The organism is Paenibacillus sp. BT-177 (assembly GCF_025846815.2).
Taxonomy (GTDB): domain Bacteria; phylum Bacillota; class Bacilli; order Paenibacillales; family Paenibacillaceae; genus Paenibacillus; species Paenibacillus polymyxa_C.
Genome location: NZ_JAOYTP010000003.1, coordinates 267,407 through 293,324, shown reverse-complemented (window position 1 = coordinate 293,324; position 25,918 = coordinate 267,407). Strand labels below are relative to the sequence as shown.

The window sequence follows — 25,918 nt, the reverse complement described above, 5'->3', positions numbered from 1 at the left end:
CAGATATGCGCCTTACTCTATACCTGGCCACCGCAGTTGCAACGAAATAAGTAGGTTTGCAAGTACATCGTATATGATATTGGGAAATAAACTTTTAGAAGGTTTAGAGCAGCTTTTTCAGTTGGGACACACGGCCTTGGGAAATATCGAGCATTTCTGCATACACTTTTTGTGGCAGGTTCGGATGTTCCTGAATCAGCTTGCGGAGCTTTTTTACCATTTCACCTTGCTGTACTCTGGATTGCTTGGGCTGCCAGGTTGTGTTGGCTTGGATCGGTTTGGTGCGTTCTTGAGCCTGGATGGCATCATTGCTTGTGGCATGTACATGTTCATCGTTCTTTAATAACTGAATGCAATCAGCGCAAATAAAGCTGTCCCGAAAATAAGTTAAATGATCCACTGCGCCGCAAAATTTGCAGGAGACACCCGTGTATTTCCTTAATACAAATCCTTCTTCATCTACGAAGAATTCAAGCGAATCACCGATATTGATATCCATTGTGGTGCGCATTTCCTTTGGGAGTACGATTCGCCCCAACTGGTCCAGAGGCCGTGTCATTCCGGTATTTTTCATCAGCGCTTCCTCCTTCAATGATATATCCTGATTATACCAAAAAATATCATTTTTAGCTTTATATATGAAAGGGAAAATGTAACTTTTTTTCTCGTATGCCGCAGTCTGACTTTCATCCAATTTAGGATGATTTCGGTATTGTTGCCGGTGTACTCCTTTTCCGCTATGATATATTAAAGCGCTTTCGTGAAAGGACTTTTTATCATCTTAATGAAGCTAAGGAGATGACGGATTTGAGTCATGAAACAACGGGTATCGAATATTTATTTCAAGATCCGAAGATTCACCTGGACGAGCGTGTACGGGATCTCGTGTCGCGACTAACCTTAGAGGAAAAGATCGAATCTATGCTGCAATACCAGCCGGCCATTGACCGTTTGGGAGTTGCAGCTTACAAGCACGGTACGGAAGCGGCACACGGGATCGCTTGGTTGGGGGAGGCAACTTCATTTCCTCAGCCTGTGGGATTGGCCTGTACTTGGGATATGGAGTTAATGCGGCAGATCGGCTCTGTTATTGCAGATGAGGCGCGTGTCTACTATCGTCGTGACCCAAAATTGAACGGTCTGACCCTGTGGGCACCTACAGTAGATATGGAGCGTGACCCAAGATGGGGACGTAACGAGGAAGCCTACGGCGAAGACCCGTATTTGACGGGAGAATTGTCGAAGGAGTTAGTCAAGGGGATACAAGGTGATCATCCGGTATATTTGAAAGCGGTTGCGACACTGAAACATTTTCTCGGTAACAATAATGAAGTGGACCGGGGAGTCGGCTCCTCCAGCATAGATCCCCGAAACCTGCGGGAATATTATCTAAGAGCTTTCGAGAAGCCTTTTACGGAAGGCGGAGCCCAGTCGATGATGACTTCCTACAACTTGATTAACGGAACGCCTGCTACGTTGTACTATGGTGTTAACGATATTGTCAGAGGCGAATGGGGAATGGACGGCTTTGTCGTAAGTGATGCGGGTGATGTTATGGGGATTGTAAACGACCATCAATATTACGATTCCCATACGCCGGGCGTGGCTGAATCTATTCGCGCAGGAATTGACAGCATTACGGATGATGCGGAGCTCTCCAAGCAGGCAATTCGAGAAGCTTTGGAGCAAGGATTGCTACGAGAAGAAGACTTGGATCGGGCATTGTTCCATACGTTCCGTGTTCGTTTTCGTTTGGGGGAATTTGATCCGGCGGCAGACAATCCCTATGCCTCCATCGGTGAGGAGGCTTTAATGACAGAGCAAGCCCGTGAATTGTCGTTGCGTGCGGCGAGGGAGCAGATCGTACTGCTCAAAAATGAGCAAGAACTTCTGCCATTAAACCCTGACCAGTGCGGCAAAGTAGCGGTCATTGGTTCGCATGGCAATGAGGTGTTCCGCGATTGGTATTCCGGTACGCTGCCTTACCGGGTTACACCGCTGGAGGCGATTCGTGCCAAGCTGGAAAGCGGGGGCGCGGAGGAACGTGTCGTGTACTCCGATGCCAAAGATCGTGTGACCTTGACGGCGGCGACTGATGGCGCGAAGCTCACAGTTAATTCTTCAGGCGATATGCGCCTGTCCCAGAATGGAGAGCCAACGGTATTGACCATAACAGATTGGGGCTATGGTAGCGTGACGCTGCATGATGAATATCTGGGTACCTATGTGACGAGCGATGAGGAGACGCTTCGCGTGACAGCTGATGAAGCGTATGGCTGGTATGTTAAAGAGGTCTTTGGACTGACTCCTGTGGAACAAGGAGAGCATCTGTGGACCACATGGAACGGTAAGCCAGTGATCGCAGGAACGGAGGGCTTATTAAAGGTGATGGAATCCGCAAGTCCTGCACCTAACGCCTCAGACTTCAACCATACGACTTTCCGTATAGAGACGGTATCGGATGGCTTAGCGGAAGCGATAGCCGCTGCGCAAGCGGCAGATACAGCGATTGTATTCGTTGGAAATCACCCGCTTATTAACGGAAAGGAAGAGAATGATCGCCCAGGCTTGGAACTGGCTGCTTCCCAGCAACGACTTATCGAGGAAGTATATTGTGTCAATCCGAATACGATTGTGGTTCTGACGGGCAGTTATCCATTTGTGATTCCTTGGCTTCAAGAGCATATTCCAGCGATCGTATACACGTCTCATGCGGGACAAGAGCATGGTACAGCCATAGCGGATGTATTGTTTGGAGATTACGCACCGGCAGGGCGTCTCAATATGACCTGGGTTCAGAGCGAGGATCAATTGGGTGATATCAAGGATTATGATATCATTCGCAGCGGCCGTACCTATCAATATTTTGAAGGTGAACCGTTATATCCATTTGGACACGGGCTAACGTATTCGCCATTTGAGTATAGTGATCTGCATACAGACGCCCATAAGGATAATGTTAAATCTATGGCTACACTTGACGCCGCGGATACTCTCCAGGTGTGGGTAGATGTGACGAACCGGGGCGAATCTGCTGGCGAAGAGGTTGTACAGCTATATGTACGCTCTGGAGCCTCGCGTGTAAAGCGACCATTGAAGACATTGTGCGGATTTCAACGCATTCGCTTGGAGCCAGGTGAGACGCGAACAATTACTTTTACGGTTCGAGTGAAAGATTGGGCGATTTGGGATGTCACGCGGGATGGCTATTGCGTGGAATCAGGTGAATATACCCTGCTGGCAGGCGCCTCCTCAGCAGATATTCGATTGGAGCATCCTGTGTACGTTCGGGGTGAAGTTATTCCACCACGACAAGCTGGACCAAGGATTCGAGCTGAAAACTTTGATGATTGCTTCGACATCCTGCTGGATGAAAGCAAGGAGCAAAAGGAGGCCTGTGTACGTCCCCGTTCACCGCAACGTTCCGGTTGGATCGCCTTTCATGGCGTAGACATGAATACGGTGAGTGTGGCAGAGCTCCAGTGCCGCGTGTCAGGCAACAGCAGTGATGCAGCAATTGAGCTGCATTTGGATGCGCCAGATAGCCAAGCTGTGGCACGCATCAACGTGGGCAATACAGGAGGGGCACAAGCATGGGTGACACTCTCGGAAAAGGTACAATCAGCCTCCGGCATCCGTGATGTATATCTGTCGCTCAGTGGGGAAGTGCGACTGGGTCATTTTACTTTGGGAGCTAGGGATCCAGAGGGTTCCGGCTTTCAGGCTTGAACTTACATCTGACATCACGTACAATGCATTCATCGAAGTTTCTACAGCTTAGGGGTGTCATCTCATTTGAATAGTGAAAAAAGACTACGCACCGCAACGCCCAAATGGCTTGGAATTGCGTTAAAGGCGCTTGTCTATTTGGAAAAACACGGGGAGCTTTGTGCCAGCGGTTCTATTGCCCGCTCCATTGATTGCGAAGTTACTTTGGTGCGCAGAGTGCTGACGCGGCTTGTGCAGGCAGATTTGATTGCAGCACGTGAAGGGCGCGAGGGAGGCTATGTGCTTACCCGTTCGGCGGATCATATTACACTTGCTGATATATACCACGCCATTGAAATATGTGATCCCATATTCCCGGGTATGATGCATGAACCAGAGACGAACCCTTTTTGCGGGGAGTTGGCGATAGCCGTATCTGAGATTTTAGCTGAGAGTGAACGTCGTATGCTGGAGGTATGGGAATCTCATACGCTTGCTTCGCTCGCCAAGCGTACATCGCTTGTGGTAGGGAATTGCAATCATACTGAAGATAAGGATGCCAAGTCATCTTTCCAAAGGGAGTAACATCTTTTCATTTAAAAGGATAATAGCCGATACGATCCTCAAGAGAGGGTTGTATCGGCTATTTCTGTGTAAGGGTCATGCCTCAAATTATATTTCATATGAGCAAACCCGGTTACGTCCTGCTTTTTTAGCTTCGTATAGTGCTTTGTCTGCCTGTTCCAGCAGGGCTGCTCCGGATATATCTTCTCCTGTACCAGGGAAGGTGGTCACGCCGATGGACACGGTGACTTTAAGAACAAGCCCGTCCGCTAAAATAAACTCGTGCTGATTTACTCCACTAAGAATCTGATTAGCTATGCGTAGTGCTTGCCGAAAAGCACAATTCGGCAAAAGTACGGTGAATTCTTCTCCCCCGCTGCGGGTGACTACATCATTAGTACGGCACTTTTCCATTAAAATCTGCCCAAGCTGGCGCAGCACTGCATCTCCTGCCGCATGCCCATAGGTGTCATTGACTTCCTTGAAGTGATCAATATCCAACACCAGTACAGATAAGTGCTCATGACGTTGACGAGCTTGAGGGAGCTGCTCTTCCAATGAGAACTCAAGCTGTCTTCTATTGCTTAAATTAGTGAGATGGTCTGTGTAGGAGGTATGCTCCAGTCGAAGTAACAGCTCATTGGATGTGTTGATAGATTCAGCAATGAGGTACAGAAGACATCCGCCGACCATCGAAATGAAGAATTGGAGCGGATACACGTGCAGAACATCATCGAGATTTTTCAAATTAATCATAAGGGGACAGAATATAATGCCCAAAGCAAAAACATTCATAATCATCAGCTTGGGTAAACGTGACCAGGACAAATGTGACAGTACAGTACACCCCAGACCGGCAAGCAGCATAAAAACGGCGCCTACGATAGCTTGATTGTTGATACCAAACAGCAAAAGTCTGCCTAGACATATAAAAAGCGTTGCCATGAGCGCAGCCGGGCCACCGATATAAGTTGCGGTAGCTACGATAGCCAGATGACGAAGATCAGCAATGGTATTAAATCCTACTGGAATAGAGTAGTACATGATAACAATGCCATAGCAACCGAAAAGAGCGCCTCCGATCCAATGCACCTTATGCGTTAAGGTGTGTAGACGGATTTTATACCTTTGTGAAATAAGGCCGGTTATGTACAAAAAGGTGACAAGGATACAGGTATTTACAAAAAACGTACTGAACAAGATGATAACCCTCCCGAGAGGCATATTCCTTCATTTTATCAAAAAGAACTGACATTAGGCTTAAAAAAGAAAAATTTATTAAAATTTATTACGTTAGGTTGACTTATAATGTTTCGATCATGTGCTTGGTGCATAACTGGGAATAGATTGAGCATACTCCAAAGATACATTAATTAGGAAATAGGTAGTGTTTACTGCTGCCATTTTGGAGATGAGGTTTGCTCATGATTCGCTATCCCTATCGCAAACATAATAGAAAATCGGGTGTGGATAAGAATAATGGAAATTCTCCGCGCTATTTAAAAATCGAGAATTGCTTGGAAACCAACCTGCAGCAAATTAAGAAATTGACATCAGATAGTCCGGATTTTCTGATTCGCCGCTTTAAAGTGGGGATTAGAGAGGATGTTCCCGCCGCTATTGTATTTCTGGATAGTATGGCCAAAACGGATACGGTGAATGAACTCATTATGAGATCCATGCTTAGCCGTCCATCTGCTGAAGTGGCTGTTGAGGCGGAGAGTCCAGAAGCGTTATACGCAAGAATACAGAGTCACGCGCTCGCACTGGGAGAAGTGAAGGACTGCGATGATTGGAGTTCCATGATGGAACAATTACTAATGGGGGACACGATCATCCTATTGGAAGGCTGCGAAAAAGCCATCGCGTGCGGCACACGTGGGGGAGAGACACGCGCAGTCAGCGAGCCAACAACACAGACAGTCGTCAGAGGACCGAAAGAGGGATTTGTAGAATCCCTGTTCACGAATATTTCTCTGGTCCGGCGACGGATTAAAAGCTCCGATCTTACACTGGAGATGTTCCAAGTGGGAAGCACGTCCCTCACAAATGTGGCCATGCTGTACATGAAGAATATTGCAAATCCACGCATCGTAGATGAGGTTCGTAAACGGGTAGAAAGCATTAATATTGACGCTGTATTTGAGTCCGGCATGGTTGAGGAGATGATACAAGAAAATCATTTCACACCCTTCCCAACGATCTTTAACACGGAAAGACCCGACACCATCAGCAGCAATATTATGGAAGGCCGAGTAGCGCTCATTGTAGACGGGACACCATTTGTACTGGTGATGCCTACAGTATTTGCCCAATTTTTTCAGAATTCTTCGGATTATGAAGAACGTTACGACATGGCGACTGTTGTTCGGCTCATTAGATATATCAGCTTCATTATTCTTATTCTGGGGCCTTCTCTCTACATTGCCTTAACAACATATCATTATGAAATGATACCGACTCCACTGCTGATCAGCATATTGGCTCAGCGGGAGTCTGTTCCTTTTCCTGCATTTCTAGAGGCGTTTATTTTGGAGATTACCTTTGAAATTTTGCGTGAGGCAGGTATTCGAATGCCGCGTGCAGGTGGTCAAACGGTATCCGTTATAGGTGCGCTTGTATTGGGTCAAGCGGCCGTGGAAGCCGGGATTGTCACCCCGCTACTCACAATTGTAGTAGCCCTTACGGGAATAGCCAGCTTCGCAATCCCAGCCTATAACATGGCAGTGGCCGGGAGATTGTGCCGGTTTATTTTCATGATACTGTCTGCGTTTATGGGGCTATACGGTATTACATTGGGGTTGATTGCGTTGATCGCTCATATGAACAGCCTGAGTTCCTTCGGGGTGCCCTACATGGCGCCTTTCAGTCCTTTTGTGCTAGAGAGCCAAAAGGATGCCGTATTGCGACTTCCATTTTGGATGATGAAGAAACGTCCTAAAAGCATTACGTCTAAGAATCAGAAACGAATGAAGGATGGAAGCGGGACTTCCTCTTCTGATAAAACCACGCCGATGCAGGAGGGGGGCAATCAGGGTGTATCAGGGGAAGAGGAATGAACAAAGTGCAGTAACTTTTAAGGGAAGAATAGGGAGACTGTGTTTAGTCCTGTTACTGTTCGCTCCATTGTTATCCGGTTGCTGGGATTCTGTGGAGTTAAACCAGAGAGCAGTAGTAGCGGGGATAGGAATTGATATGGTGGGGGAGTCAGAATATGAGGTCTCCCTGCAAGTGATCGTGGCAGATGAAATCGCTGGAGCCAAAGCGAGAGGAGATACCCCTGTCGTTTTGTATCGGGAAAAGGGCAGAAGTCTGTTTCAAGCGATCCGCAAGGCTTCGCAAAGGGTTCCGCGGGTCATTTCTATGGCGCATATCAAACTGGTCGTTATTGGTGAAAAGCTGGCACGGGCTGGAATCGGCGATACGATGGATTTTTTGGAAAGGTCTACAGAAATCCGACTGCCGGTGAAAATGCTGGTGGTACGTGGTAATACTGGGAAGGATGTACTGGCAATCATGACCGCGATCGGCCGTATTCCCGCGAATGATATTTCAGGAAAGCTGGAAACATCGGAGCGTTTGTATGCCGGGAATTACGCGGTGACTATCGACGATGTCATTCGCAGCCTGTCTCATAAGGGTGGCGGGCCTGTGCTGACGGGCATAGGGATCAATGGGAATTTGGAGCAGGCCCCAAGCAAGAGCAATGTGGACAATATTTTACCGAAAGCTATTGTTCACATTAACGGAATGGGGGTGTTCAAAAAGGATCGGCTTGTCCGCTGGTTGGACGATGACCGGGCCATTGGACTGTCTATGATCAACAACAAGGTGAAAAGTGCCCAAACAACACTGAGCTGCGGGAAGAATAGGGAAACCATTGGCATCGAAACCTTGTTTTCTGCAACCAATATACACACTCGGATGGAGCAAGGAGAGCCTATTTTTGTGATTAACTTAAAACAGACCGGGGCGATACAGGAGGCCGAGTGCTCGATTAACTTACAAAGTCCGGAGGCGATGAAAAGACTGCAGGAGCAATGGTCAGAGGAGACGAAAAAAGTGATCGCTTCAACAGTCAGGGAGGTTCAGCGTACCCGTAGCGATGTAATAGGCTTTGGCCTTGCGCTGGAGAGGAGCTATCCCAAACAATGGAAAAGACTCTCTTCTGATTGGAGCCATTATTTTGCCGAAAGCACCGTTCGTGTTCAAGTGACTTCTGTACTGAAACACACTCAGTCGCGGACTAACCCATATTCCAAGGGAGAATCAGACTAGTGAAAATAGAACAAGGAGGGAAGGCCATGAAAAAAAAGGTACAGATAGGTGCAAAAGAGATGATCTCTCTTATGGTGTTGTTTGAGATGGGCACATCCATGATGTCTATTCCCGGAAGGAATGCGGGCAAGGATGCATGGATCGCCATCCTCATTTCCACGGTTTTGGGGGCAATGCTTTTTGTATGCTATGGCAGCCTTCACCGACGCTTTCCCAACTTGCTCATGACACAGTACTGCAGAACCCTTTTGGGGAAGAAAGCAGGGAGTACGCTTGCTTTTTTATATATCGTGTTTTTTCTTTACGGCGGAGCACGGGATCTTCGGGACACGGGGATCCTGATTGCCGACCGGACACTTCAGCATACGCCGTTGACAGTCATCTGTGGTTTAATGGTTGTACTTGTCATGTATGTGGTGTATTTGGGAATCGAGGTTGCAGGCCGGACGGCCATCATCATGTTGATTTTGCTACTGCTGCTGGGCCTTGCTACGAATATATTAATTTTGTTGGCAGGCATCGTAGATATGGGCAATATATTGCCCATAGCCGAGCATGGCTGGCAGCCGATATGGCAAGTTGTTTATTCGCAAGCCGTGATGCTACCGTACGGCGAGATGGTTACGTTTGCGATGATTCTCCCTACATTAAAAAAGGAATACCGTGCCAATGGGATAGGGATTTCCGCTATATTGCTGGGAGGGCTACTCCTGTCTATTATTACACTGTCCAATGTGCTTGCACTGGGAGAGGATGTATTCAAACGGGCGACTTACCCCCTACTCACGATGATCAGTAAGGTCGAAATATCTGATTTTATCGACAGAGTCGATGTCATCGGCGTGATGAGCGTTATTATTTTTGATTTTTTTAAAATTTTGATTTTCTATTATGCCGCGGTTAAAGCCGCAGAGGATGTATTGAGAATACCTTACCATAAACTGATCCTGCCATTTGGTCTGATCATGTTAGTCACTTGTGTATTGATGGCAATAAACTATCAAGATCACCTTCAAACAGGCGAGTTAGTGCTGAAATGGCTGTTTCCGATATTTGCCGTGTTTTTTCCTATCTTGCTGCTAATCGTGTCGTGGCTGAGAAAGACCTGGAATAAAAAAAGAGGGTAAAATATCTCAAGAGTCATCATCTTGCCGACAGCCAAATGTTGACTGCCTATGCTCGTCAATTGGTGGGGAATAAGGACGGAACAGCAATAGGGATACTGTACATATTGTTTTTTTATATTTGACCAGTAGAAATTTACGTGATGAGATTGAATTGATTCGTGTGTCTGTACTGAAAAAAACACCTAGTCTAGTCGTGGCTTTTCTAATGGTTCTCTACGTAATCTAATGTCACCGTGCTGGGGACCGATATAACAGAGCGTTCTATTTTTCCATTATTAAGCACATTTGCAAATGTGCAGCTTTCGGAATATGTGCAGCGTCCAGATGTTATTGTACTGATGTCCATTATCATCGGAGACTTTTTTAAAGTGGCTTTGTTTTTTTATGCCGCAGTGGTAGGGATATCGGATGTATTTGGTTTACCGTACCGAAAAGCGCTGATACCTTGCGGTATTCTTGTTTTACTATGGTCACAGATAGGAGCAACAAACCTGAGCGAGCACTTTGAATTTGGACGACTGTCCCTCATTTATATCCACCCATTATTTGTTTACGTTTTCCCTTGTTTGTTCTTTCTGATGGCTCTCTTGCGGAGGAGAAGAGGAAGTAGAAACTTTAAGGAAACGTGACCATTGCGAGAAAAGGAAGCGAAATGCGTTTCCTATTGGCTTTTTGCCCACATTTATAAGAAGCACCATGAGCATTCCTACCAGAACAATGTATTCTGATGGTCGCATTGTGAGAAAAGCCAATGTAATAGGTTCCCAAGGATGATGAACACCAAAAATCCATTTTATAGATATACTTGTTCCGAGCATGAGTAGCATGAAAAGCGTGAATATCCACAGTATCTTCATAAACTATCCCTCCGATTGTAAATAGGCTAAGCATGTACTCCATGTATACATTGTGTTGCAAAGCGGCACAATTTATCCGATCTCATTGACTTGAAATAAATTAAGATTTATACTTATTCTAAATTAATTTTTATTGTGATTATAAGTTTATAATAAATATAATCTGCGTTGATTAAGGGAGATGCGGTATGAGAACTCTAAATTTAACTTCGCAGCGCCAAGCGGTATATGATGTGGTTCGTGAGGCCCACGATCATCCTACTGCTGCCGATGTTATGAATCGGTTGATGGAGCGCGGATATAATCTGGCCTATGGAACGGTCTATAATTCATTACGTTATTTAACGGATAAGGAATTAATCCGTGAGCTGAAACTAGGAGAAGCTGCTAGTCGTTATGACGGTCGAATGGACGATCATCAGCATATTATTTGTCAGGTATGCGGTCGAGTAGATGAAGTGATGAGTGAAGTCCCACACGATTGGATTGATACGGTTGCGCATGAAACGGGATATACCATTGCCCATGCCCATGTCGTATTCGGAGGAGTGTGTAAGGAATGTCAAAGCAAGCGAATCAAGTAACGAATCGTATTAAAGTGGCTGACATGCCTAGACGTGTGAAGGGCAGTTGGACATCGATGTTGTCTGCCCCGTCTACACCTGCGGTGCAGACCGCTCCTTCTAATGAACCTTTGTATTGTCCGACCACACGTCGCATCATTCTGATCAGTTCCGTACCGGGTGTAGTCCACGGTGTGGTGCGTACGTTGTCAGATGCTTGTTTTGACGTGATGGTCTTCCATCGCTGGGAGCCTGAAGTACAGCGTCATTTGGGGAGCGACCTCTTGATTTACGATTTGACCGCCACCGATCCACGGCGTGAATTGCTGAATATCCGCAATGACCTTGACCATGAATACATGAAAGATACACCAGTCATGTATGTAGTTCAGGATCGGATGTCTGTACGTGCGCATGAGCTGCTTCCTTCGGAAGAGGTGCTGGTATGGCCACTGGCATCCAACCAAATGGTGCATGACATCGAGCGGATGATTGTGCGTCATCCGGTGATTTCCCGCCAGGCAGCGCAGACCAGCCGTCGTACGGTGTTCAAGGACATCTGGATTGATCGTGATAAAATGTTGGTATATAAGGAAGAGAATCCATTGAATCTGACCAAAACGGAATACGATTTGCTGCTGAAGCTGATAGATTCTCAAGGAAAAGTGATCTCGCGCGAGCAAATGATGCATGATATCTGGGAAACTGATTTTGTTGGCGGCAGCAATGTTGTGGATGTGCATGTCAAAAGTTTGCGTAAGAAGCTGGACGATCGACCTGCGGAGCCTGAATATATCGCTACCGTAAGAGGTGTAGGATACAGATTGGCAGACTAAACGGAAGGTTATGAATATCGATGAATTTCCGCCGGATGAAGACCATTCGGCGGTTTGTATATACGAACCCTAAAGTTGACACTAGGTGTGACAGTTGACTTTATCAGGATAAATACACTACAATCGGTAGTGTGAGGTGCTTCTTATGAAACGACTGAATTTTAAAGCTGGCGAAACCGGACTTAACCGATTTTTTGGGCCTCTGGAAGCCAAAATCATGGATATTTTATGGTCCACTTCGGATCGGAGTATCAAAGAAGTGCAGACCGCATTGGAGGGGGATCGGGACTTTAACTTCAATACGGTAATGACCGTGATGAACCGTTTAGTGGAAAAGGGGATTTTGAGCAAAAGTATACGCGGGAGAACGTCCTTATACCGTCCTGTCTTAAGCAGAGAAGAGTTTATGGATGAGCAATCCAAAGAGCTGAGTCACGAACTGGTGGATGAATTTGGTCCGCTTGCTGTCAATCATATGATTGATGCTCTGGAAGTAGCTGATCCGATTTTGATCGAACGTTTGGAACAAAAAATTAAACAATGGAAAAAGGATATGTAGACGATGTGGAAAACACGTTCTAAATTACTGTTTACAGCAGGCGCCTTGATTTCGGGTTTTGCCCTTATGCAGATGGGGATGTACGCCGGGCAGCATGTTTTCGGCTGGAAATTGAATTTTAACGTGTTTCAAATTTGCAGAAGTTTGTTGCAGCACTACGGAATCGGCTACATGGTGGATGCGCTCAGCGGACTGGTTTTTGTAACTTTCGGTATCGCCGGAGGAGAAGCAGTCAGACAGTGCATGGCTACCAGGGCGGCTTTCCGCAGACTGCACCGAATGCGCGACCTGCCGTTGACCGAAGCACTGGGTGAGCGATATCGTGAACTCGGGACCGATCGGATTTGGGTCATTGATTATGCCAAGCCTGCTGCCTTCACCATGGGGTTATGGAAGCCGCGTATTGTATTGTCCTCTGCACTATTGTCCTTACTGGACAAGCATGAGGAAGAAGCGGTTATATATCATGAAGCGTATCATATGAAACATTATGATCCATTGAAGACCTGGTTCCTGCAAATGTGCGCTACACAGCTGTTTTACTTGCCGGTGCTACGTCATATTACCAACCATTACAAGACGGCCCGTGAAATCTTGGCGGACAACGAGGCGATTCATCGAGCCGGTTCACCGGTTGGGATTGGGAGCGCATTGCTCAAGCTTCTGAGTATGACACCTGCTAATGCCCGTCTGGTAAACTCCGCCGCTTGTTCCTCTTTTGCAGAAACGTCCATTAATTATCGTATCTCACGCATTCTAGACCCTCAACAAAAGCCAATCATTCAGATGCCTTGGCGTTCGATTATGTTTTCAGGCTATGTACTCGTCATGCTCACGCTTATGTTTGCCTTGGCGTTAATCTAGTTTGGCAAGATGTATCATAAAAGGTGGCGCCTTGTGCGCTACCGATTCTTGATACGCACAACACTACATTTTGTAGTGTTAATTATCTAATCCGTATACAACCTAAAAGGAGATGAGCTTATGAATCAAACGCTTGCGAATATTGGATTGTTATTGGTACGAATTTTTACAGGAGTTATTTTTATCGTTCACGGTGCACAGAAGTTTCAGGGACTAGACGGAACCTCCGGCTTCTTCCAGAGCATCGGACTTCCTGGCTGGATGGCCCCTGTGGTCGCTACGGTTGAGCTGGTTGGAGGCATTGCACTGGTTCTGGGTATTGGAACACGACTGGCTGGAGCAGCATTGACCATCGTAATGATCGGTGTATTGCTCACTGCTAAAAAAGGACAGCCTTTTGGCTCGATTGAATTTGATCTCCTGATTTTGTTTACCAGTCTTCAGCAGGCCCTTGTCGGTGGACGCTTTCTGGCGATTGATCAGTTGTTTGGCCGTAAAAAGGCTGAAAATAGTAACGTACAGGTCTAAATGTTCATATAACCGCGTCCTTAGTCTCATAGGGTGCGGTTTTTGTTTTGCTCCTTTGTGAAATTTTCTTGTAAATCATTTGCTGCTTTCAACCGATATAACTAACATTGAATGTAATACAAATATATCGCTTTTTAAGCAAAGGGGAAGAAAAATACATGGGAACAAGGCGAAAGAGAAAGACAATTTGGACACTCAGGAACAAGTTGATTTTAGGTTTTTTGCTTGTTTTGCTGATTCCGAGCTTAAGTATTTCCAGTGCGACCTATAAATCATCATATAATGCTATGGAAAAACAGCTCCACAGCAGTGCGAATCAGGGGGTAGCGACGGCTAACTCAATTATTGAATATGCAATCGCTAGTAAAATCGAAGATGTGAGATATTTGGCGGAACGCCTCGACGGTTCGATGATTGATGGGCCAAACAGCCCCTTGATTGAGCCCAAGCTGATCCAATACAAGGGCTTGCACGAAGATGCTACGGATATTTTTGTCGGTACACCAGAAGGCTTGATGATCCGGGGGGTGCCCAAAGAGGATGAAGGGACATTTGACCCTCGCACACGACCATGGTACATCGAAGCGATGAAGCAGCCCGGTAAGGTTGCAATTACGCCTGTTATCATCAATTCATCGGGTATTCCTGTTGTCGTAGTATCTCAGACGCTTTCCGACAAGTCCGGGGTTATCGGAATTTCTTTAAATCTGGAAAGTGTACGTAAATTGGCCTCTATTAAAGTGGGCCAAGAGGGGTATATCATCATTTTGGATCATGCGAAGAAATTTGTAGTCCACCCTACGGCTAAACCGGGCTCATCTCCTCAGGAGAATGTGCTTGATACAATGTATACTGCGCCGAGTGGGAACTTTAAATATATGCATGAAGGTCAGGAGAAATATTTGACCTATGTAACGAATGAGGATACAGGCTGGAAAATTGCAGGTACCTTCTATCAATCCGAGATTAGCGATGCCACTGCCGCCATGCGTTATGTAACCATTTTTGTGCTGGCTGCCTCGTTGGTGATTGCGCTTATCGCGATTTTCCTGATTACCCGTTCTGTTCTGGTTCCGATTCGTAAGTTGCAAAAATCAGCAGAACGAATCAGTGAAGGAGATTTGACGGGCGATTTGGAAACGGGAAAAACAGATGAGGTAGGCGAACTGTCTGCTCACTTTCAAACCATGGTGGATAGTTTGCGCACGATGATTCGAAGCGTACGTGAAACGACAGACCGGGTAAGCTCTTCAGCGGAGGAGCTGGCTGCGGGTGCAGATCAGACGACCCAAGCCATTGAGCATGTTACTATTGCTATTCAAGAAGTAGCTGTAGGCAGCGAACGTCAGCTGCAAAGCGTCAAGCATGGCTCTGTGAGTATGGAGGGACTGGCTCAGCAAGCAGCGGACGTATCTGAACGCATGGTGGGTGTATCTGAACATGTGAAGATGAATGCCGAGTCGGCACAGGAAGGCAGCAAGGCGGCTACGCAGGCTGTACAGAAAATGCATGATATCGACGAGACTGTTCATGATCTTGGACACGCTATGGACTCCCTGAGTGAGCGCTCCGGTGAAATCGTGAATATTATCAGTGTTATATCTGGTATCGCCAAACAGACCAATCTGTTGGCACTGAATGCATCCATTGAGGCGGCACGGGCTGGGGACCATGGCAAAGGATTTGCCGTGGTTGCTACAGAGGTACGCAAGCTGGCTGAAGAATCCGCCCAATCGGCTACCTTGATCTCGGAGCGCATTGAAGCGATGCAGGTGGATATGAACCATGCTTTAGGCGCGATGCAACAAGCACGGGTACGGGTGACGGAAGGTATTGATTCGGTAACCACATCGGAGCATTCCTTTGCGGAAATCAGTCAGGCTGTTGAACGCGCGATGGGGCATATCCATGAAATTACCGGAGTGACTCAGGAAATGGCACGGGGGACTGTAGGTGTCGTCGATATTATGAGCGATATTTCCCATATTTCGGACGAGGCAGCGAGCAACACCGAGTCGATCTCAGCAGCGGCTGAGCAACAGCTTGCTTCCATCGAGGAAATTGCTTCATCCACAGCAGACCTCAGTCAAATGGCAGAGGAACTGCGCGAACTGGTTGGACGTTTCCAGATTGAAGAGAAATCATAAATGGTAAAAAGCGCCCGGATACCGGAGGTTATATTCCGTATCCAGGCGCTTTTTGATGTTTTATTAAAACTTTTGGTTCGCAGGGTTAGAAGTCACCGTTGAACGACTTGCGGCGATTCAGACGGAAACGGGCACCCCGTGAGCTGTTGGACGGACGCAGAGAACTTCTCTGAAACATATTGTTCAGAATCAGTGCGAAAATGACCAGTACAGTCCCATACAGTTCATAACGGCTAATGGTATAGCCTTGGAAATACATAAGTACCAGCGTGGTAATCGGTACAAAATTAATAAATAGAATTCCGTTCAGTGGAGACAGCTTGCGGATTCCGGCATTCCAGCTCAGCAAGGCCGCTAGCCCTGGAAGCAGGATCATAAAGCTCATTTCATATTTGACTGACCATACGTGTTGCCAATCCGGCACCGTAATCCAGTTGAAAGCAGAGGCAAAGGTCACGACTACAAAAGAGACCAGAGTTCCAAGCAGGCAGGTCAAGGTTGAATATCGAAGAGTAGACCATCCTGCAAAATGACTGCCTCCCATGGAATATACGACCCATCCGACGACACCTACGAAAATAAGCAGCAGCGCCAATAGATGTTGTCCGGCAAGCATGAAAAAGGTCCATTTGCCGTTCGTGATAACCAGTAATGCTCCAGCCAGCGCAATCAACATGCTGATTAATGTATATTTTGGAGGCATTTTACGGGTCATGACCCATACCATCGCAATGGAGATCATCGGCATTAGCACTTCCATAATGGCAGCAACAAGGGTACCTGCTGCCCCCATCGCGTGCTGTCCCTGGAAAACGGCCATATTATAAATGGTAAATCCCATAGTTCCGAAGAACAATAACACCTTGCCCTTGCCCTCAAAGCGAAATGCAGTCCGTCCCTCTTTGAGCCACAATAGCACAATTAATATGAGTGTAACCGATAAATAGCGCAAAAATGAAAAGTACAGTGGATTAATATGCTGTAATGCAATGTGCGAAACTGGAAACATCGCCCCCCAGGACATACTGGCGATCAGGCATAATAAAGATCCGGTCATGATCTGTTTGTTCATGGTGTACAAAAGCTCCTCCTTGCCGGTCTCAGCGGACATATCTTATGGACACATCATAAAGGATAGGAAGCTGTTGGTAAAATGATTGAAAATAAACATTATGATCATTTAAAATGATGATAAGTGACAAGGCGCGTCAATTTTGGTGGCCCTTGCCCTTCACAATAAGGGGGAACAGTAGTGGATCTGAACGATTTAAACATTTTCCAGACGGTGGCTGCACATGGCAGTGTCAGCAAGGCTGCAGCCGAGCTTAGCTACGTCCAGTCCAATGTAACGGCCAGAATCAAGCTACTGGAAAAGGAACTGCAGACACCTTTATTTTATAGACATAAGCGGGGGATGATCCTCAATGCTGAGGGTAAGCGTCTGTTGCAATATACGAAAAGCATTTTATCGCAATTTGAGGAAATGAAGCATGCGTTTCAGAACACCTCCGCACCTTCAGGGGTACTGGAGATTGGTATCGTGGAGACTGTCATTGCCCTTCCGGCCATTTTACATGCTTACTACAGTAAGTACCCGGATGTCGAATTGTCCCTTAAGGCAGGGGTTACGGAATCACTGGTGCAGGAGGTTGCAGAAATGCGACTGGATGGAGCCTTTGTAACCGGACCGGTCAAGCATCCGCTCATTGAACAGTTTGATGTATTTCAGGAAAAGCTGGTCCTCGTATCTCAAGGAAGTGACTTTTCGGTTGACGATTTTGCAACTCGTCCGCTCCTGGTATATAAAAAAGGCTGCGGATATCGGGGAAGACTGGAAACCTGGCTCAAAATGGAGGGGATTATCCCCAAGCGGATCATGGAGTTTGGGACATTTGAGACGATTATCGGCAGTGTAGCAGCAGGCATTGGAATGACCGTTTTTCCCGAATCCTCGATCAGCGGGCTGGTGGCTCAAGGTCTTGTGTGCGGTCATGCCATCCCAGAGCCTTACAATGAAGTGACAACGGTGTTTATCCGCCGTAAGGAGGCCTTCGTTACCAGTACCTTGCAGTCTTTTATAGATGAAATTACTACTCAGGCAGAAGCGTAGCTTTATCGCTTGGGCTCGGGTACAATGAGAGGGATTGGATCTCATTGTTCATCCTGAAGGAGGGCTATTATGTTTACAATATATCCGGCTGCTTCCCGATTCAGCTTCGATAAGGGATGGCTGCGGGGGAGCCACAGCTTCTCATTCGCGGAGTATCAGGATGAGAACAATACAGCGTTTGGTCCTATGCGTGTCTGTAATGACGATGTCATCACACCGGGCCGGGGCTTTGGAGCGCATCCGCACAGCGATATGGAGATTGTCTCCATTGTGCTGTATGGGGAGCTGCGCCATGAAGACAACCGTGGACATGTGGCGGTGACCCGTTTTGGAGGCATTCAGCGAATGTCAGCGGGCCACGGCATCATTCATACGGAGCACAACGCTTCGCAAACCGAGGATGTCAGTCTGCTGCAATTGTGGTTTAGTCCGCACACGAGAGGACTGCAACCTTCCTATGAGACTACAGCGTTCAATCCTGAACGTCTGCACGGTCAGCTTCTGCCTGTCGTTGCTGGAAAGCGTGTACCCGGCACGGAGGGTGAAATAGCTTCAATCAATCAGGATTTAACGATTTATTTAAGCAAGCTTCTGCCCGGGGAACAAGTCGAATTCACACAGGCCGAGGGTCGGCGCGTGTTCTTGTTCGTCATCGAGGGCTCACTGCGTGTGAACGGTGAACATCTTCTGCAAGGGCGTGATTCTGCTCGTATAGAGGAGGAGCCGAAGCTGTTACTGAAGGCAGAAGATTCTGTTTTTTATATGCTGATTGATTTGCCCTAAAAGGAGGTGCGCACAATGGCGCAGCAGGAAACATGGCTGATCAAGCATGCTGTCACGGGGCGAAGCTTTGCTGACAGCCGCAAGCAGCGTTTTGATTGTCGTTTGGAATTGGCGGACGGCGTGTTTCGCTTCACACTTCAAGAGTTGCCGCGTGAGGCAGCGGAGGCGATTGTGCGTTTCAGCGAGGAGCTGAACGTATTTCGCTTTGTAACGCCCGCAGACGGTGGACCCGTGGTAAAGCATTGGTATTACGTCACCCCGGAAAGTGTGCAATATCATGCTCAGACCGGTGAGCTTACGTTTGAAGCTGGTTCTGAGATTGAATACCATCCCGAGGAGTATTGGGGAGACTAAATCTTCTTAATCATAGATGTTCGAATGTATAATCGATTTTCGAAGGCTCTGCATCATTGCAGGGTCTTTTTGCTATGTGTTCAAGATGGTGAGTTCATTGGATACATAATCCTTTGCAGGCTGGTACATCCTATATCTTATATTACCTGATCGGCTTATTCGTAAAGGGGGGACTAACGATGAAGAAAGGGCGCTTTCCCAAGTTGCCAAAGCTACCGTGGAGCCGGAGAGCGATTCCAGCCGGTGAGCGCAAAACACGAAATTCTTCTCGTATGCCTAAAGGGCTGCCGGAGTCTTCATGGCTAGAAGAGCCACTGCGCAGCAGTCTGGAAGACAATAGGGTCGCATTGCGTGATATTTTCAAGGAATGCTCTGATATCGTCTACCGAGAGCTCATGATTTCCCCTGAACGAAAAGGGTTGCTGGCATATTTCGAAGGCACGGTAAAATCAGAAGATTTGCAGGATCATATCCTGCGGCCTGTCATCTTGGGCATGATGCTCAAGGACCCTGAAGTGAACGGCAAATTGGAGCCGTTGGATGAGACTCGTATCTCCATGTCCCAGACCAAAACGATGGACGAGTGGAAGCAGGTATCGGCAGCGATACTGGACGGCAATGCCGCTCTGTTCGTAGATGGAACGGCTCGTGCTTATATTTTCAGCGCCAAGGGAGGCGTCCGCCGTGGCGTGGAGGAGCCGCAGACCGAAGCAGTTATTCGCGGGCCGCGTGAGGGCTTCACTGAGACGCTTCGCGTGAATACGGCACTGCTACGATTCAAGCTGAAGACCTCCAAGCTCAAGATGCACAGCATGACCCTCGGAACAGAAACTCAAACGAGCGTCGTACTTACCTATGTTGAAGGGATCATAGATCCGAAGCTGGTGGAGGATGTTAAAAAGCGCCTCAGCGATATTAAAATTGATGGTGTTCTGGAGACTGGATATATTGAGGAACTGATTGAGGATCACCCATATTCGCCGTTTCCACAAATGGAATACACCGAACGTCCCGATACCGTCACCGCGCAATTACTAGAAGGACGGTTTGCCATTTTTGTGGACGGCACACCTTTTGCCCTGATTGGACCAGTCACGATGTGGCAAATGATGCAAGCGAGCGAGGATTATTACGAGCGCTTCTTCATCAGTAATATGGTGCGCTGGATTCGTTTTCTTTTTCTCATCATGGCTCTCTTTCTGCCAGCATTATATGTAGCGGTGACAACCTATCATCATGACATGCTGCCGACGACGCTCATCTTGAGTATTGCGGCGGCTCGGGAATCCATCCCTTTTCCGGCACTGGTGGAAGCGTTGATGATGGAGATTTCCTTTGAGGCGCTGCGAGAAGCTGGGATTCGTCTCCCCAAAACGGTCGGTCAGGCCGTCAGTATCCTGGGTGCGCTCGTTATTGGGCAGGCCGCAGTACAGGCAGGGATCGTATCGGCGCCAATAGTCATTGTTGTGTCGCTCACAGGTATTGCCTCGTTTACCATACCGCGTTTTAATTTTGCCATTACGGTTCGTCTGCTGCGATTTCCGATCATGCTGATGGCGGGTTTATTTGGATTGTTTGGCATCATAATTGCGACAACGCTGATTGCTACGCACCTAACCAAGCTAACATCGTTTGGTGTCCCTTATATGAGTGGATATAGCCCGTACAACCACATGGACCAAAAGGATATTATCGTCCGTGCACCTTGGTGGAAAATGACCAAACGTCCTTCATGGATTGGTAAAGACAACAACAAACGAGCGAAGAAAGAGATGAATGGATCACCTAAAACCGAGGAGGGATGGTGATGAAGCCCACATCGAATACACAACAAAAGCGTAAAGTGGCTGTGCTCTGTTGCCTGCTGCTTTGTTCTGTCCTTTTGGGAGGATGTTGGGATCGCCGTGAAGTGAATGATGTGGCCTTTGTGATGGGGACCGGGCTGGATAAGGAAGGTGATCAATACCGGGTAACGATGCAAATTGCTCTGCCCGGACAGCTCGGATCTACGGGCAGTACAGGAGGGGGGGGAGGTACAAGTGGTACGAAGTCCTACTACTTGGAGTCCAAAACAGGTCCAAGCTTTCGGGGAGCAAGCACCGAGGAACAGCGCGGAGTTTCGCGAACGCTGAATTATTCTCATCGACGGGTGCTGCTGTTCGGCGAGGCGCTGGCACGAGAAGGGATTAGCAAAATGATGGATGTCATTGCACGTATTCCGCAGAACCGTCTGTCTTCCCTAGTTGTTATCACAAAGGGATCAGCGATGGAAGTGCTTCAGGCAGATGCTCCGATTGAGCAATATCCAGCGGAAATGGTGCGTGAGCTCAACTTTTCCTATATGAAAAAACCTCGTTCCGTTAAGCTGCTAATGAATTCCGTGCTGCTGGAAGGCATTGACCCGGTGGTGCCGGTAATGTCTTTGGTGAAGAATGGGCCCGCTAATATTAAAGACAAGAAGACAAACATTCAGATCGATGGACTGGCTGTTTTTCGCCAAGACAGGTTAACAGGGATTATTGATAACCACCTTAGTCGGTTTCTGCTTTTGGGGATGGAGCAAGCGAAGGAGACAGAGATATTTATCCCACCTCCCAAGGGTACTGGTTATTTATCTGTACATCTCATCGAGAATAAAGTCCATATTAAGCCCCATATTCAGGGGGATGAGATTCGAATGACTGTTCATTTGAACTGCAATGGGAATGTGAAGGAAAATGAGACGAATTTCGATATTTCCAACGAGGAAAATTTGAAGTGGCTGGAGCAGCAGACAGCCGAGGAGATCAAGAGGGAGCTGGGAGAGGCTGTCAAGGAGATCCAGCAAAAGTATCACTCAGACGTACTTGGCTTGGGCCGGGCTATTATTATGAGTCACCCGGATGAATGGAAACGGATTAAACCTCAATGGGATCAACTATATCCCAAAGTGGAAATCACTATCGATCCGGTCGTGCATATTGAGAATATCGGTGCGGTCACCAAACCATTCGGGGTCAAAAAGGAGCAAATCCAGAATGAATAAAGTATTTCTATTACCTTTATTGCTGGCTATGCTCTTCATGTATCTGGTTGACCGTAAAAGTATTAACAATGCACCCGCCGTCAATCGCTGGGTCTCCCGCGTATTGTATGTCATTAGCATTGGCATCTGGATTTACGGTACATCGACGAAGAGCACCGTTTATGTGGCTACATGGGTGGCCCGTTTCATTGACATATGGCTCCCCCCTAGATTGTAAACGTGTAATGGATGCCTGCGGGCAAAAGGAGGATGTACCTGCATGAAACAGTTCACAACCAGACAAATTGTGCTGCTTGGTGTATTGATGGAGGTCGGTATTACCCTTATACATGCTCCGGCGCAGGCAGCAGATCACGCGAATCAGCATGCCTACTGGACCTGTGCAATTGCGGCCATCGTACTATGCTTGCCGATCTGGGCGATGCTGAAACTCAAGCGGCGTTTCCCAGATCAGGATCTGATGCAGGCGATGGTGAGCTCTCACCCTGTGCTGGGACGTATGCTGCTTGCAGTCTATCTCATTTTATTCCTGATCATTTTTGCTCGGGATTTGAGGATTATTACCGATTTGGTGGAGGTGGTGCTTTTGCCACTAACTCCGATTGTTATGGTATCTCTGATTATGCTATTGACTCTGACATTTATGGCGAAAGGCGGAATAAGCACCATCGTCAATATGGCGGAGATTTTTGTACCACTGTTGATTGTGACGTTATTGACCATGCCGCTTTTTTTTGGGCGTAATATGGATTTTTCGGTGTTGAGGCCCTATTTACATCCAGAGGTAGAGGGAGTGATCAAGGGTAGCTGGCGCATGCTGGGATATATGGCCGATATCATGATGGTTCCCTTTGTGATTTCTGGGAAAAGCTATAATGGGCGTAGTGCGTGGTTTGGGCATTTGATCGGAACCGTCTTTTTGATCTTGCTGGTGTTGTTGTCGGAGTTAGTGATTGGTGTTCCTATCTTGTCACGATTGTTTTATCCATCGTATGAACTGGTACGTCAGTTGCAGCTAACGGACTTTCTGGATCGGTTCGACTTGTTCGTGGCAGCATTGACCGTACCCACCTTTCTTACGAAGATTGGAGTTGATCTGTACGTTACCAGTTTGGCGGTAAAGCGTATGTTTGCCCATGTCTGGGGGAGTCTGATGGTTTGGCCCGTAGGTTTGTTAGGTTATGTCTGTTCGTTTATGCTGTTCTCCAATATCGTACAAATTTATGATTTTAGCCGGGAATGGACTGCGGTGATGGTCATTTTTTTTGTATTCATGCCCTTCTTGCTGTGGATGATGCTACGGCCCAAATTTAAAGGGAGTGGCAACAATGATAAGTCCTCATCTGGCAGGGAGAGGGATAGAAGTGATCAGAAAGAAGGCCAGCAGGAAAGCGAAACAGGTCACACCCACTTATAAGATTACTGTATTTATCGAAAAAGTAATTCTTATTTGTCTTTTGCCTCTCTGATTGTATACTTGGTAGAAAGAAATACGACTTCTACAAGGGAGGCAACAGCATGGCACAACGCATGGCAGGTAAGAGAGTCGCTCTTGCCGGTCCCCGTAAAGCAGAAGAAATGGCGCTGCTAGTTATGAAGATGGGGGGCGAGCCAGTAGAGCGTCCGGCCCAGGGGACTGTTTTTCTAGATGATATCGAGCTGCGCAACGCTGTTGTATCGTGGGTGAAGAACCCTCCGGACTGGTACATCTTCACGACCGGTATGGGACTGGATGCTCTGTTCGATATGGCGGAGGATATGGGCGTGGCCGAGCAGATTATAGAGCTGCTGCAATCCTCCAACATTGCAGCACGGGGCTACAAGACGGTCAATGGACTCAAAAAGCGTGGCTTTACGCCAGCAGTACGGGACGAGGACGGAAGTTTGATCGGATTGACACGAGCCTTTGCCCCATATGATCTGAAGGGGAAGGAAGTGCTGTTGCAACTGCATGGAGACCCGGCACCCCGGTTAGTAGAGTGGCTGGATGAGCAGGGCGCAGTGACCCGCCAAGTACTTCCTTATAAGCATATCCCACCTGAAGAAGCAAAATTGCAAGCGTTACTAGATGATGTTATAAACCGTACGATTGATGCCGTTACGTTCACGAGTGGCCCGCAAATCCGATTTTTGGCCCAATATGCCAGAGAGCAAAATCGATTTGAGGATTTACTGGAAGCTTTTCGTGAAGATGTAATTGCTGTATCGGTGGGCAAGGTGACCGCACAATCCATTTTGGAAGAAGGGATTGAACGAATCGTGTTTCCAACTGAAGAGCGCATGGGTGCGATGATGGTGGAGCTGGGCAAATATTTTGAACATAGTGATTCGGTGCATGGCTGTGGTCTGAAGAGCGTGAACGGTCATTTGAAATGAGCTAGAAATGATAATGCAGTAAGCTAAAATGAACTTATATTTACTAATACAGCGTAAAATAGAGATAAGGGCCTACGAGGTCTTTATCTTTTTTTGTTGGACATGCATCGACAAAGTTTTTTGTTATAGCGAAAATATTTATCTAATATAATGAATAAGTTTCGATGCATGATATTGAGGACAGGAGCTGAGACGTTTATGAATTCTATTTGTGTATTTGCAGGGTCCAGACCTGGACATTCATCGGTATATGTTGAGGCCGCAGGCAAGCTGGGTGAAGCTATGGCTCGCCAGCATATCCGTCTAATTTATGGTGGCTCCAGCAGGGGGCTGATGGGTAAGGTGGCGGATGAACTACTGGCGGGTGACGGTCAGGTCACCGGCATTATGCCCACCCTATTATTCGATGCAGAAATTATTCATCGGGGAGTTACCGAGTTTATTGAGGTAGCAAGCATGCATGAACGTAAAGCGGCGATGAGTGAGATGGCCGATGCGTTTATAGCCCTTCCGGGTGGGTTGGGAACCTTTGAGGAGCTGTTCGAGGTATTGTGCTGGGCGCAAATTGGCATACATCGCAAGCCCATTGGGCTGCTGAATGTGAATGGATATTTTGACCCGTTGATAGAAATGGTACGTCATAGCGTGCAGGAAGGGTTTACCGGAGCTGATCATCCAGCACTACTGAGTATCTCTGCGGACCCGGATGAATTGCTGCATATGCTGAAAAATAAGGCAGAGAACTTGAAATAAAGCTTTTTTCGTGCTTGCACAACTGATTGAGGCAAGGTTATGATAAGACCCATAATCAAATAGCGGACAGACAAGGTGCCTTTGCGGTTGAGCAAAGGGTAACAGGGAATCGGGTGCAAGTCCCGAGCGGTCCCGCCACTGTAAGGAAGAGGATTCTTTTAAATGGTCACTCGTACAAAACGGGGAAGACGAAAGAATCCGTTGATGCCAAGCCAGGAGACCTACCTTGATCTGTATGCACCGTTAACCTTCGCGGAGAGGATGGGTGTACGAAATCAGGAAATCAGGCACACGTTGCTTTTTCCATGTTGGTTACAGGTTTGCGTGGATATGAACGTGCAGCAGCGTTTGAAGCGCAAACAAAACAGATGGAAAACAACGGCAGACTGGAGGAAGACAAGACTGTCCTCTTACGCTGTTTCGTCTGATGAGAGAGATACGTACATAGGAACCCCATCCGGGCAGGATGGGGTTTTTTTGAGTTAC

27 protein-coding genes and 1 riboswitch are annotated in these 25,918 nt (G+C 47.2%); of the genes, 23 read left to right on the top strand and 4 right to left on the bottom strand.

Features of this window, described 5'->3' with window-relative positions; genetic code table 11:
• Window positions 1–103: 103 nt before the first annotated feature.
• Entirely contained in the window at window positions 104–574 is a 471-nt protein-coding gene (locus tag OIU26_RS11760; protein ID WP_013373551.1) for an AbrB/MazE/SpoVT family DNA-binding domain-containing protein, read from the bottom strand.
• A 233-nt stretch (window positions 575–807) separates the two neighbouring features.
• Between OIU26_RS11760 and OIU26_RS11755 the strand changes: the two genes are divergently transcribed.
• Window positions 808–3,729 (top strand): glycoside hydrolase family 3 protein, encoded by a 2,922-nt coding sequence (locus tag OIU26_RS11755; RefSeq protein ID WP_264216928.1) that lies wholly within the window; start codon window positions 808–810, stop codon window positions 3,727–3,729.
• 66 nt (window positions 3,730–3,795) lie between these two features.
• Entirely contained in the window at window positions 3,796–4,293 is a 498-nt protein-coding gene (locus tag OIU26_RS11750) for an Rrf2 family transcriptional regulator (protein WP_264216927.1), read from the top strand.
• A gap of 87 nt (window positions 4,294–4,380) precedes the next feature.
• Here the strand turns inward: OIU26_RS11750 and OIU26_RS11745 are convergent, their stop codons facing one another.
• Window positions 4,381–5,472: a diguanylate cyclase gene (locus tag OIU26_RS11745; protein ID WP_264216926.1), complete on the bottom strand. Its 1,092-nt coding sequence runs from the start codon at window positions 5,470–5,472 to the stop codon at window positions 4,381–4,383.
• A 224-nt stretch (window positions 5,473–5,696) separates the two neighbouring features.
• Between OIU26_RS11745 and OIU26_RS11740 the strand changes: the two genes are divergently transcribed.
• The 5 genes from OIU26_RS11740 to OIU26_RS11720 all read left to right on the top strand — a co-directional run bounded on the left by OIU26_RS11740 (window position 5,697) and on the right by OIU26_RS11720 (window position 10,306).
• Window positions 5,697–7,331 (top strand): spore germination protein, encoded by a 1,635-nt coding sequence (locus OIU26_RS11740; RefSeq protein WP_090737856.1) that lies wholly within the window; start codon window positions 5,697–5,699, stop codon window positions 7,329–7,331.
• A complete protein-coding gene (locus tag OIU26_RS11735) occupies window positions 7,309–8,550 on the top strand; it encodes a Ger(x)C family spore germination protein (RefSeq protein WP_264216925.1) in 1,242 nt (413 codons plus the stop codon). The genes OIU26_RS11740 and OIU26_RS11735 overlap by 23 nt, the downstream gene beginning before the upstream one ends.
• A 26-nt stretch (window positions 8,551–8,576) precedes the next feature.
• Window positions 8,577–9,677 carry a spore germination protein gene (locus OIU26_RS11730; protein ID WP_264216924.1) on the top strand — a complete coding sequence of 367 codons (1,101 nt, stop codon included), beginning with the start codon at window positions 8,577–8,579 and terminating at the stop codon, window positions 9,675–9,677.
• Between the two features lie 118 nt (window positions 9,678–9,795).
• A complete protein-coding gene (locus OIU26_RS11725) occupies window positions 9,796–9,903 on the top strand; it encodes a hypothetical protein (protein ID WP_264216923.1) in 108 nt (35 codons plus the stop codon).
• 7 nt (window positions 9,904–9,910) lie between these two features.
• A complete protein-coding gene (locus OIU26_RS11720) occupies window positions 9,911–10,306 on the top strand; it encodes a spore germination protein (RefSeq protein ID WP_264216922.1) in 396 nt (131 codons plus the stop codon).
• Here the strand turns inward: OIU26_RS11720 and OIU26_RS11715 are convergent.
• Window positions 10,220–10,534 (bottom strand): hypothetical protein, encoded by a 315-nt coding sequence (locus OIU26_RS11715; RefSeq protein ID WP_264216921.1) that lies wholly within the window; start codon window positions 10,532–10,534, stop codon window positions 10,220–10,222. The two genes, OIU26_RS11720 and OIU26_RS11715, sit on opposite strands and share 87 nt — an antisense overlap.
• A gap of 188 nt (window positions 10,535–10,722) precedes the next feature.
• Between OIU26_RS11715 and OIU26_RS11710 the strand changes: the two genes are divergently transcribed.
• From OIU26_RS11710 to OIU26_RS11685, 6 genes are all read left to right on the top strand, one after another.
• A complete protein-coding gene (locus tag OIU26_RS11710; protein ID WP_013373543.1) occupies window positions 10,723–11,118 on the top strand; it encodes a Fur family transcriptional regulator in 396 nt (131 codons plus the stop codon).
• On the top strand, window positions 11,094–11,933 hold the full coding sequence (locus tag OIU26_RS11705; protein WP_264216920.1) for a response regulator transcription factor: 840 nt from the start codon (window positions 11,094–11,096) through the stop codon (window positions 11,931–11,933). The genes OIU26_RS11710 and OIU26_RS11705 overlap by 25 nt, the downstream gene beginning before the upstream one ends.
• Before the next feature lie 145 nt (window positions 11,934–12,078).
• Window positions 12,079–12,492: a BlaI/MecI/CopY family transcriptional regulator gene (locus OIU26_RS11700; RefSeq protein WP_016324858.1), complete on the top strand. Its 414-nt coding sequence runs from the start codon at window positions 12,079–12,081 to the stop codon at window positions 12,490–12,492.
• A gap of 3 nt (window positions 12,493–12,495) precedes the next feature.
• Complete coding sequence (locus OIU26_RS11695; protein ID WP_025675824.1) at window positions 12,496–13,356, top strand: M56 family metallopeptidase; 861 nt, start codon at window positions 12,496–12,498, stop codon at window positions 13,354–13,356.
• A 120-nt stretch (window positions 13,357–13,476) separates the two neighbouring features.
• Window positions 13,477–13,884: a DoxX family protein gene (locus OIU26_RS11690; protein ID WP_264216919.1), complete on the top strand. Its 408-nt coding sequence runs from the start codon at window positions 13,477–13,479 to the stop codon at window positions 13,882–13,884.
• A 158-nt stretch (window positions 13,885–14,042) separates the two neighbouring features.
• Window positions 14,043–16,031 carry a methyl-accepting chemotaxis protein gene (locus OIU26_RS11685; protein WP_264216918.1) on the top strand — a complete coding sequence of 663 codons (1,989 nt, stop codon included), beginning with the start codon at window positions 14,043–14,045 and terminating at the stop codon, window positions 16,029–16,031.
• Between the two features lie 85 nt (window positions 16,032–16,116).
• On the opposite strand, the gene OIU26_RS11680 is transcribed toward OIU26_RS11685, so the two are convergent.
• Entirely contained in the window at window positions 16,117–17,103 is a 987-nt protein-coding gene (locus OIU26_RS11680) for a DMT family transporter (RefSeq protein WP_264216917.1), read from the bottom strand.
• 180 nt (window positions 17,104–17,283) lie between these two features.
• Between OIU26_RS11680 and OIU26_RS11675 the strand changes: the two genes are divergently transcribed.
• The 10 genes from OIU26_RS11675 to OIU26_RS11630 all read left to right on the top strand — a co-directional run bounded on the left by OIU26_RS11675 (window position 17,284) and on the right by OIU26_RS11630 (window position 25,860).
• A complete protein-coding gene (locus tag OIU26_RS11675) occupies window positions 17,284–18,141 on the top strand; it encodes a LysR family transcriptional regulator (RefSeq protein WP_264216916.1) in 858 nt (285 codons plus the stop codon).
• A 69-nt stretch (window positions 18,142–18,210) separates the two neighbouring features.
• Window positions 18,211–18,924 carry a pirin family protein gene (locus OIU26_RS11670; RefSeq protein WP_165079796.1) on the top strand — a complete coding sequence of 238 codons (714 nt, stop codon included), beginning with the start codon at window positions 18,211–18,213 and terminating at the stop codon, window positions 18,922–18,924.
• A 15-nt stretch (window positions 18,925–18,939) separates the two neighbouring features.
• Complete coding sequence (locus tag OIU26_RS11665; protein WP_165079795.1) at window positions 18,940–19,278, top strand: hypothetical protein; 339 nt, start codon at window positions 18,940–18,942, stop codon at window positions 19,276–19,278.
• A gap of 179 nt (window positions 19,279–19,457) precedes the next feature.
• Window positions 19,458–21,086, top strand: a complete 1,629-nt coding sequence (locus OIU26_RS11660) for a spore germination protein (RefSeq protein WP_151255184.1) — start codon at window positions 19,458–19,460, stop codon at window positions 21,084–21,086.
• On the top strand, window positions 21,086–22,303 hold the full coding sequence (locus OIU26_RS11655; RefSeq protein WP_264216915.1) for a Ger(x)C family spore germination protein: 1,218 nt from the start codon (window positions 21,086–21,088) through the stop codon (window positions 22,301–22,303). Before OIU26_RS11660 ends, OIU26_RS11655 begins: the two co-directional genes overlap by 1 nt.
• Complete coding sequence (locus OIU26_RS11650) at window positions 22,296–22,520, top strand: hypothetical protein (protein ID WP_165079793.1); 225 nt, start codon at window positions 22,296–22,298, stop codon at window positions 22,518–22,520. Before OIU26_RS11655 ends, OIU26_RS11650 begins: the two co-directional genes overlap by 8 nt.
• A 42-nt stretch (window positions 22,521–22,562) precedes the next feature.
• Entirely contained in the window at window positions 22,563–23,720 is a 1,158-nt protein-coding gene (locus OIU26_RS11645; protein WP_264216914.1) for an endospore germination permease, read from the top strand.
• Window positions 23,721–23,821: 101 nt separating this feature from the next.
• Entirely contained in the window at window positions 23,822–24,679 is an 858-nt protein-coding gene (locus OIU26_RS11640; protein ID WP_013373528.1) for a uroporphyrinogen-III synthase, read from the top strand.
• Window positions 24,680–24,877: 198 nt separating this feature from the next.
• Window positions 24,878–25,432 carry a TIGR00730 family Rossman fold protein gene (locus OIU26_RS11635; RefSeq protein ID WP_013373527.1) on the top strand — a complete coding sequence of 185 codons (555 nt, stop codon included), beginning with the start codon at window positions 24,878–24,880 and terminating at the stop codon, window positions 25,430–25,432.
• A gap of 57 nt (window positions 25,433–25,489) precedes the next feature.
• Window positions 25,490–25,675, top strand: a riboswitch (cobalamin riboswitch).
• Between the two features lie 62 nt (window positions 25,676–25,737).
• Complete coding sequence (locus OIU26_RS11630; protein WP_264216913.1) at window positions 25,738–25,860, top strand: hypothetical protein; 123 nt, start codon at window positions 25,738–25,740, stop codon at window positions 25,858–25,860.
• The last annotated feature ends 58 nt before the right edge of the window (window positions 25,861–25,918 follow it).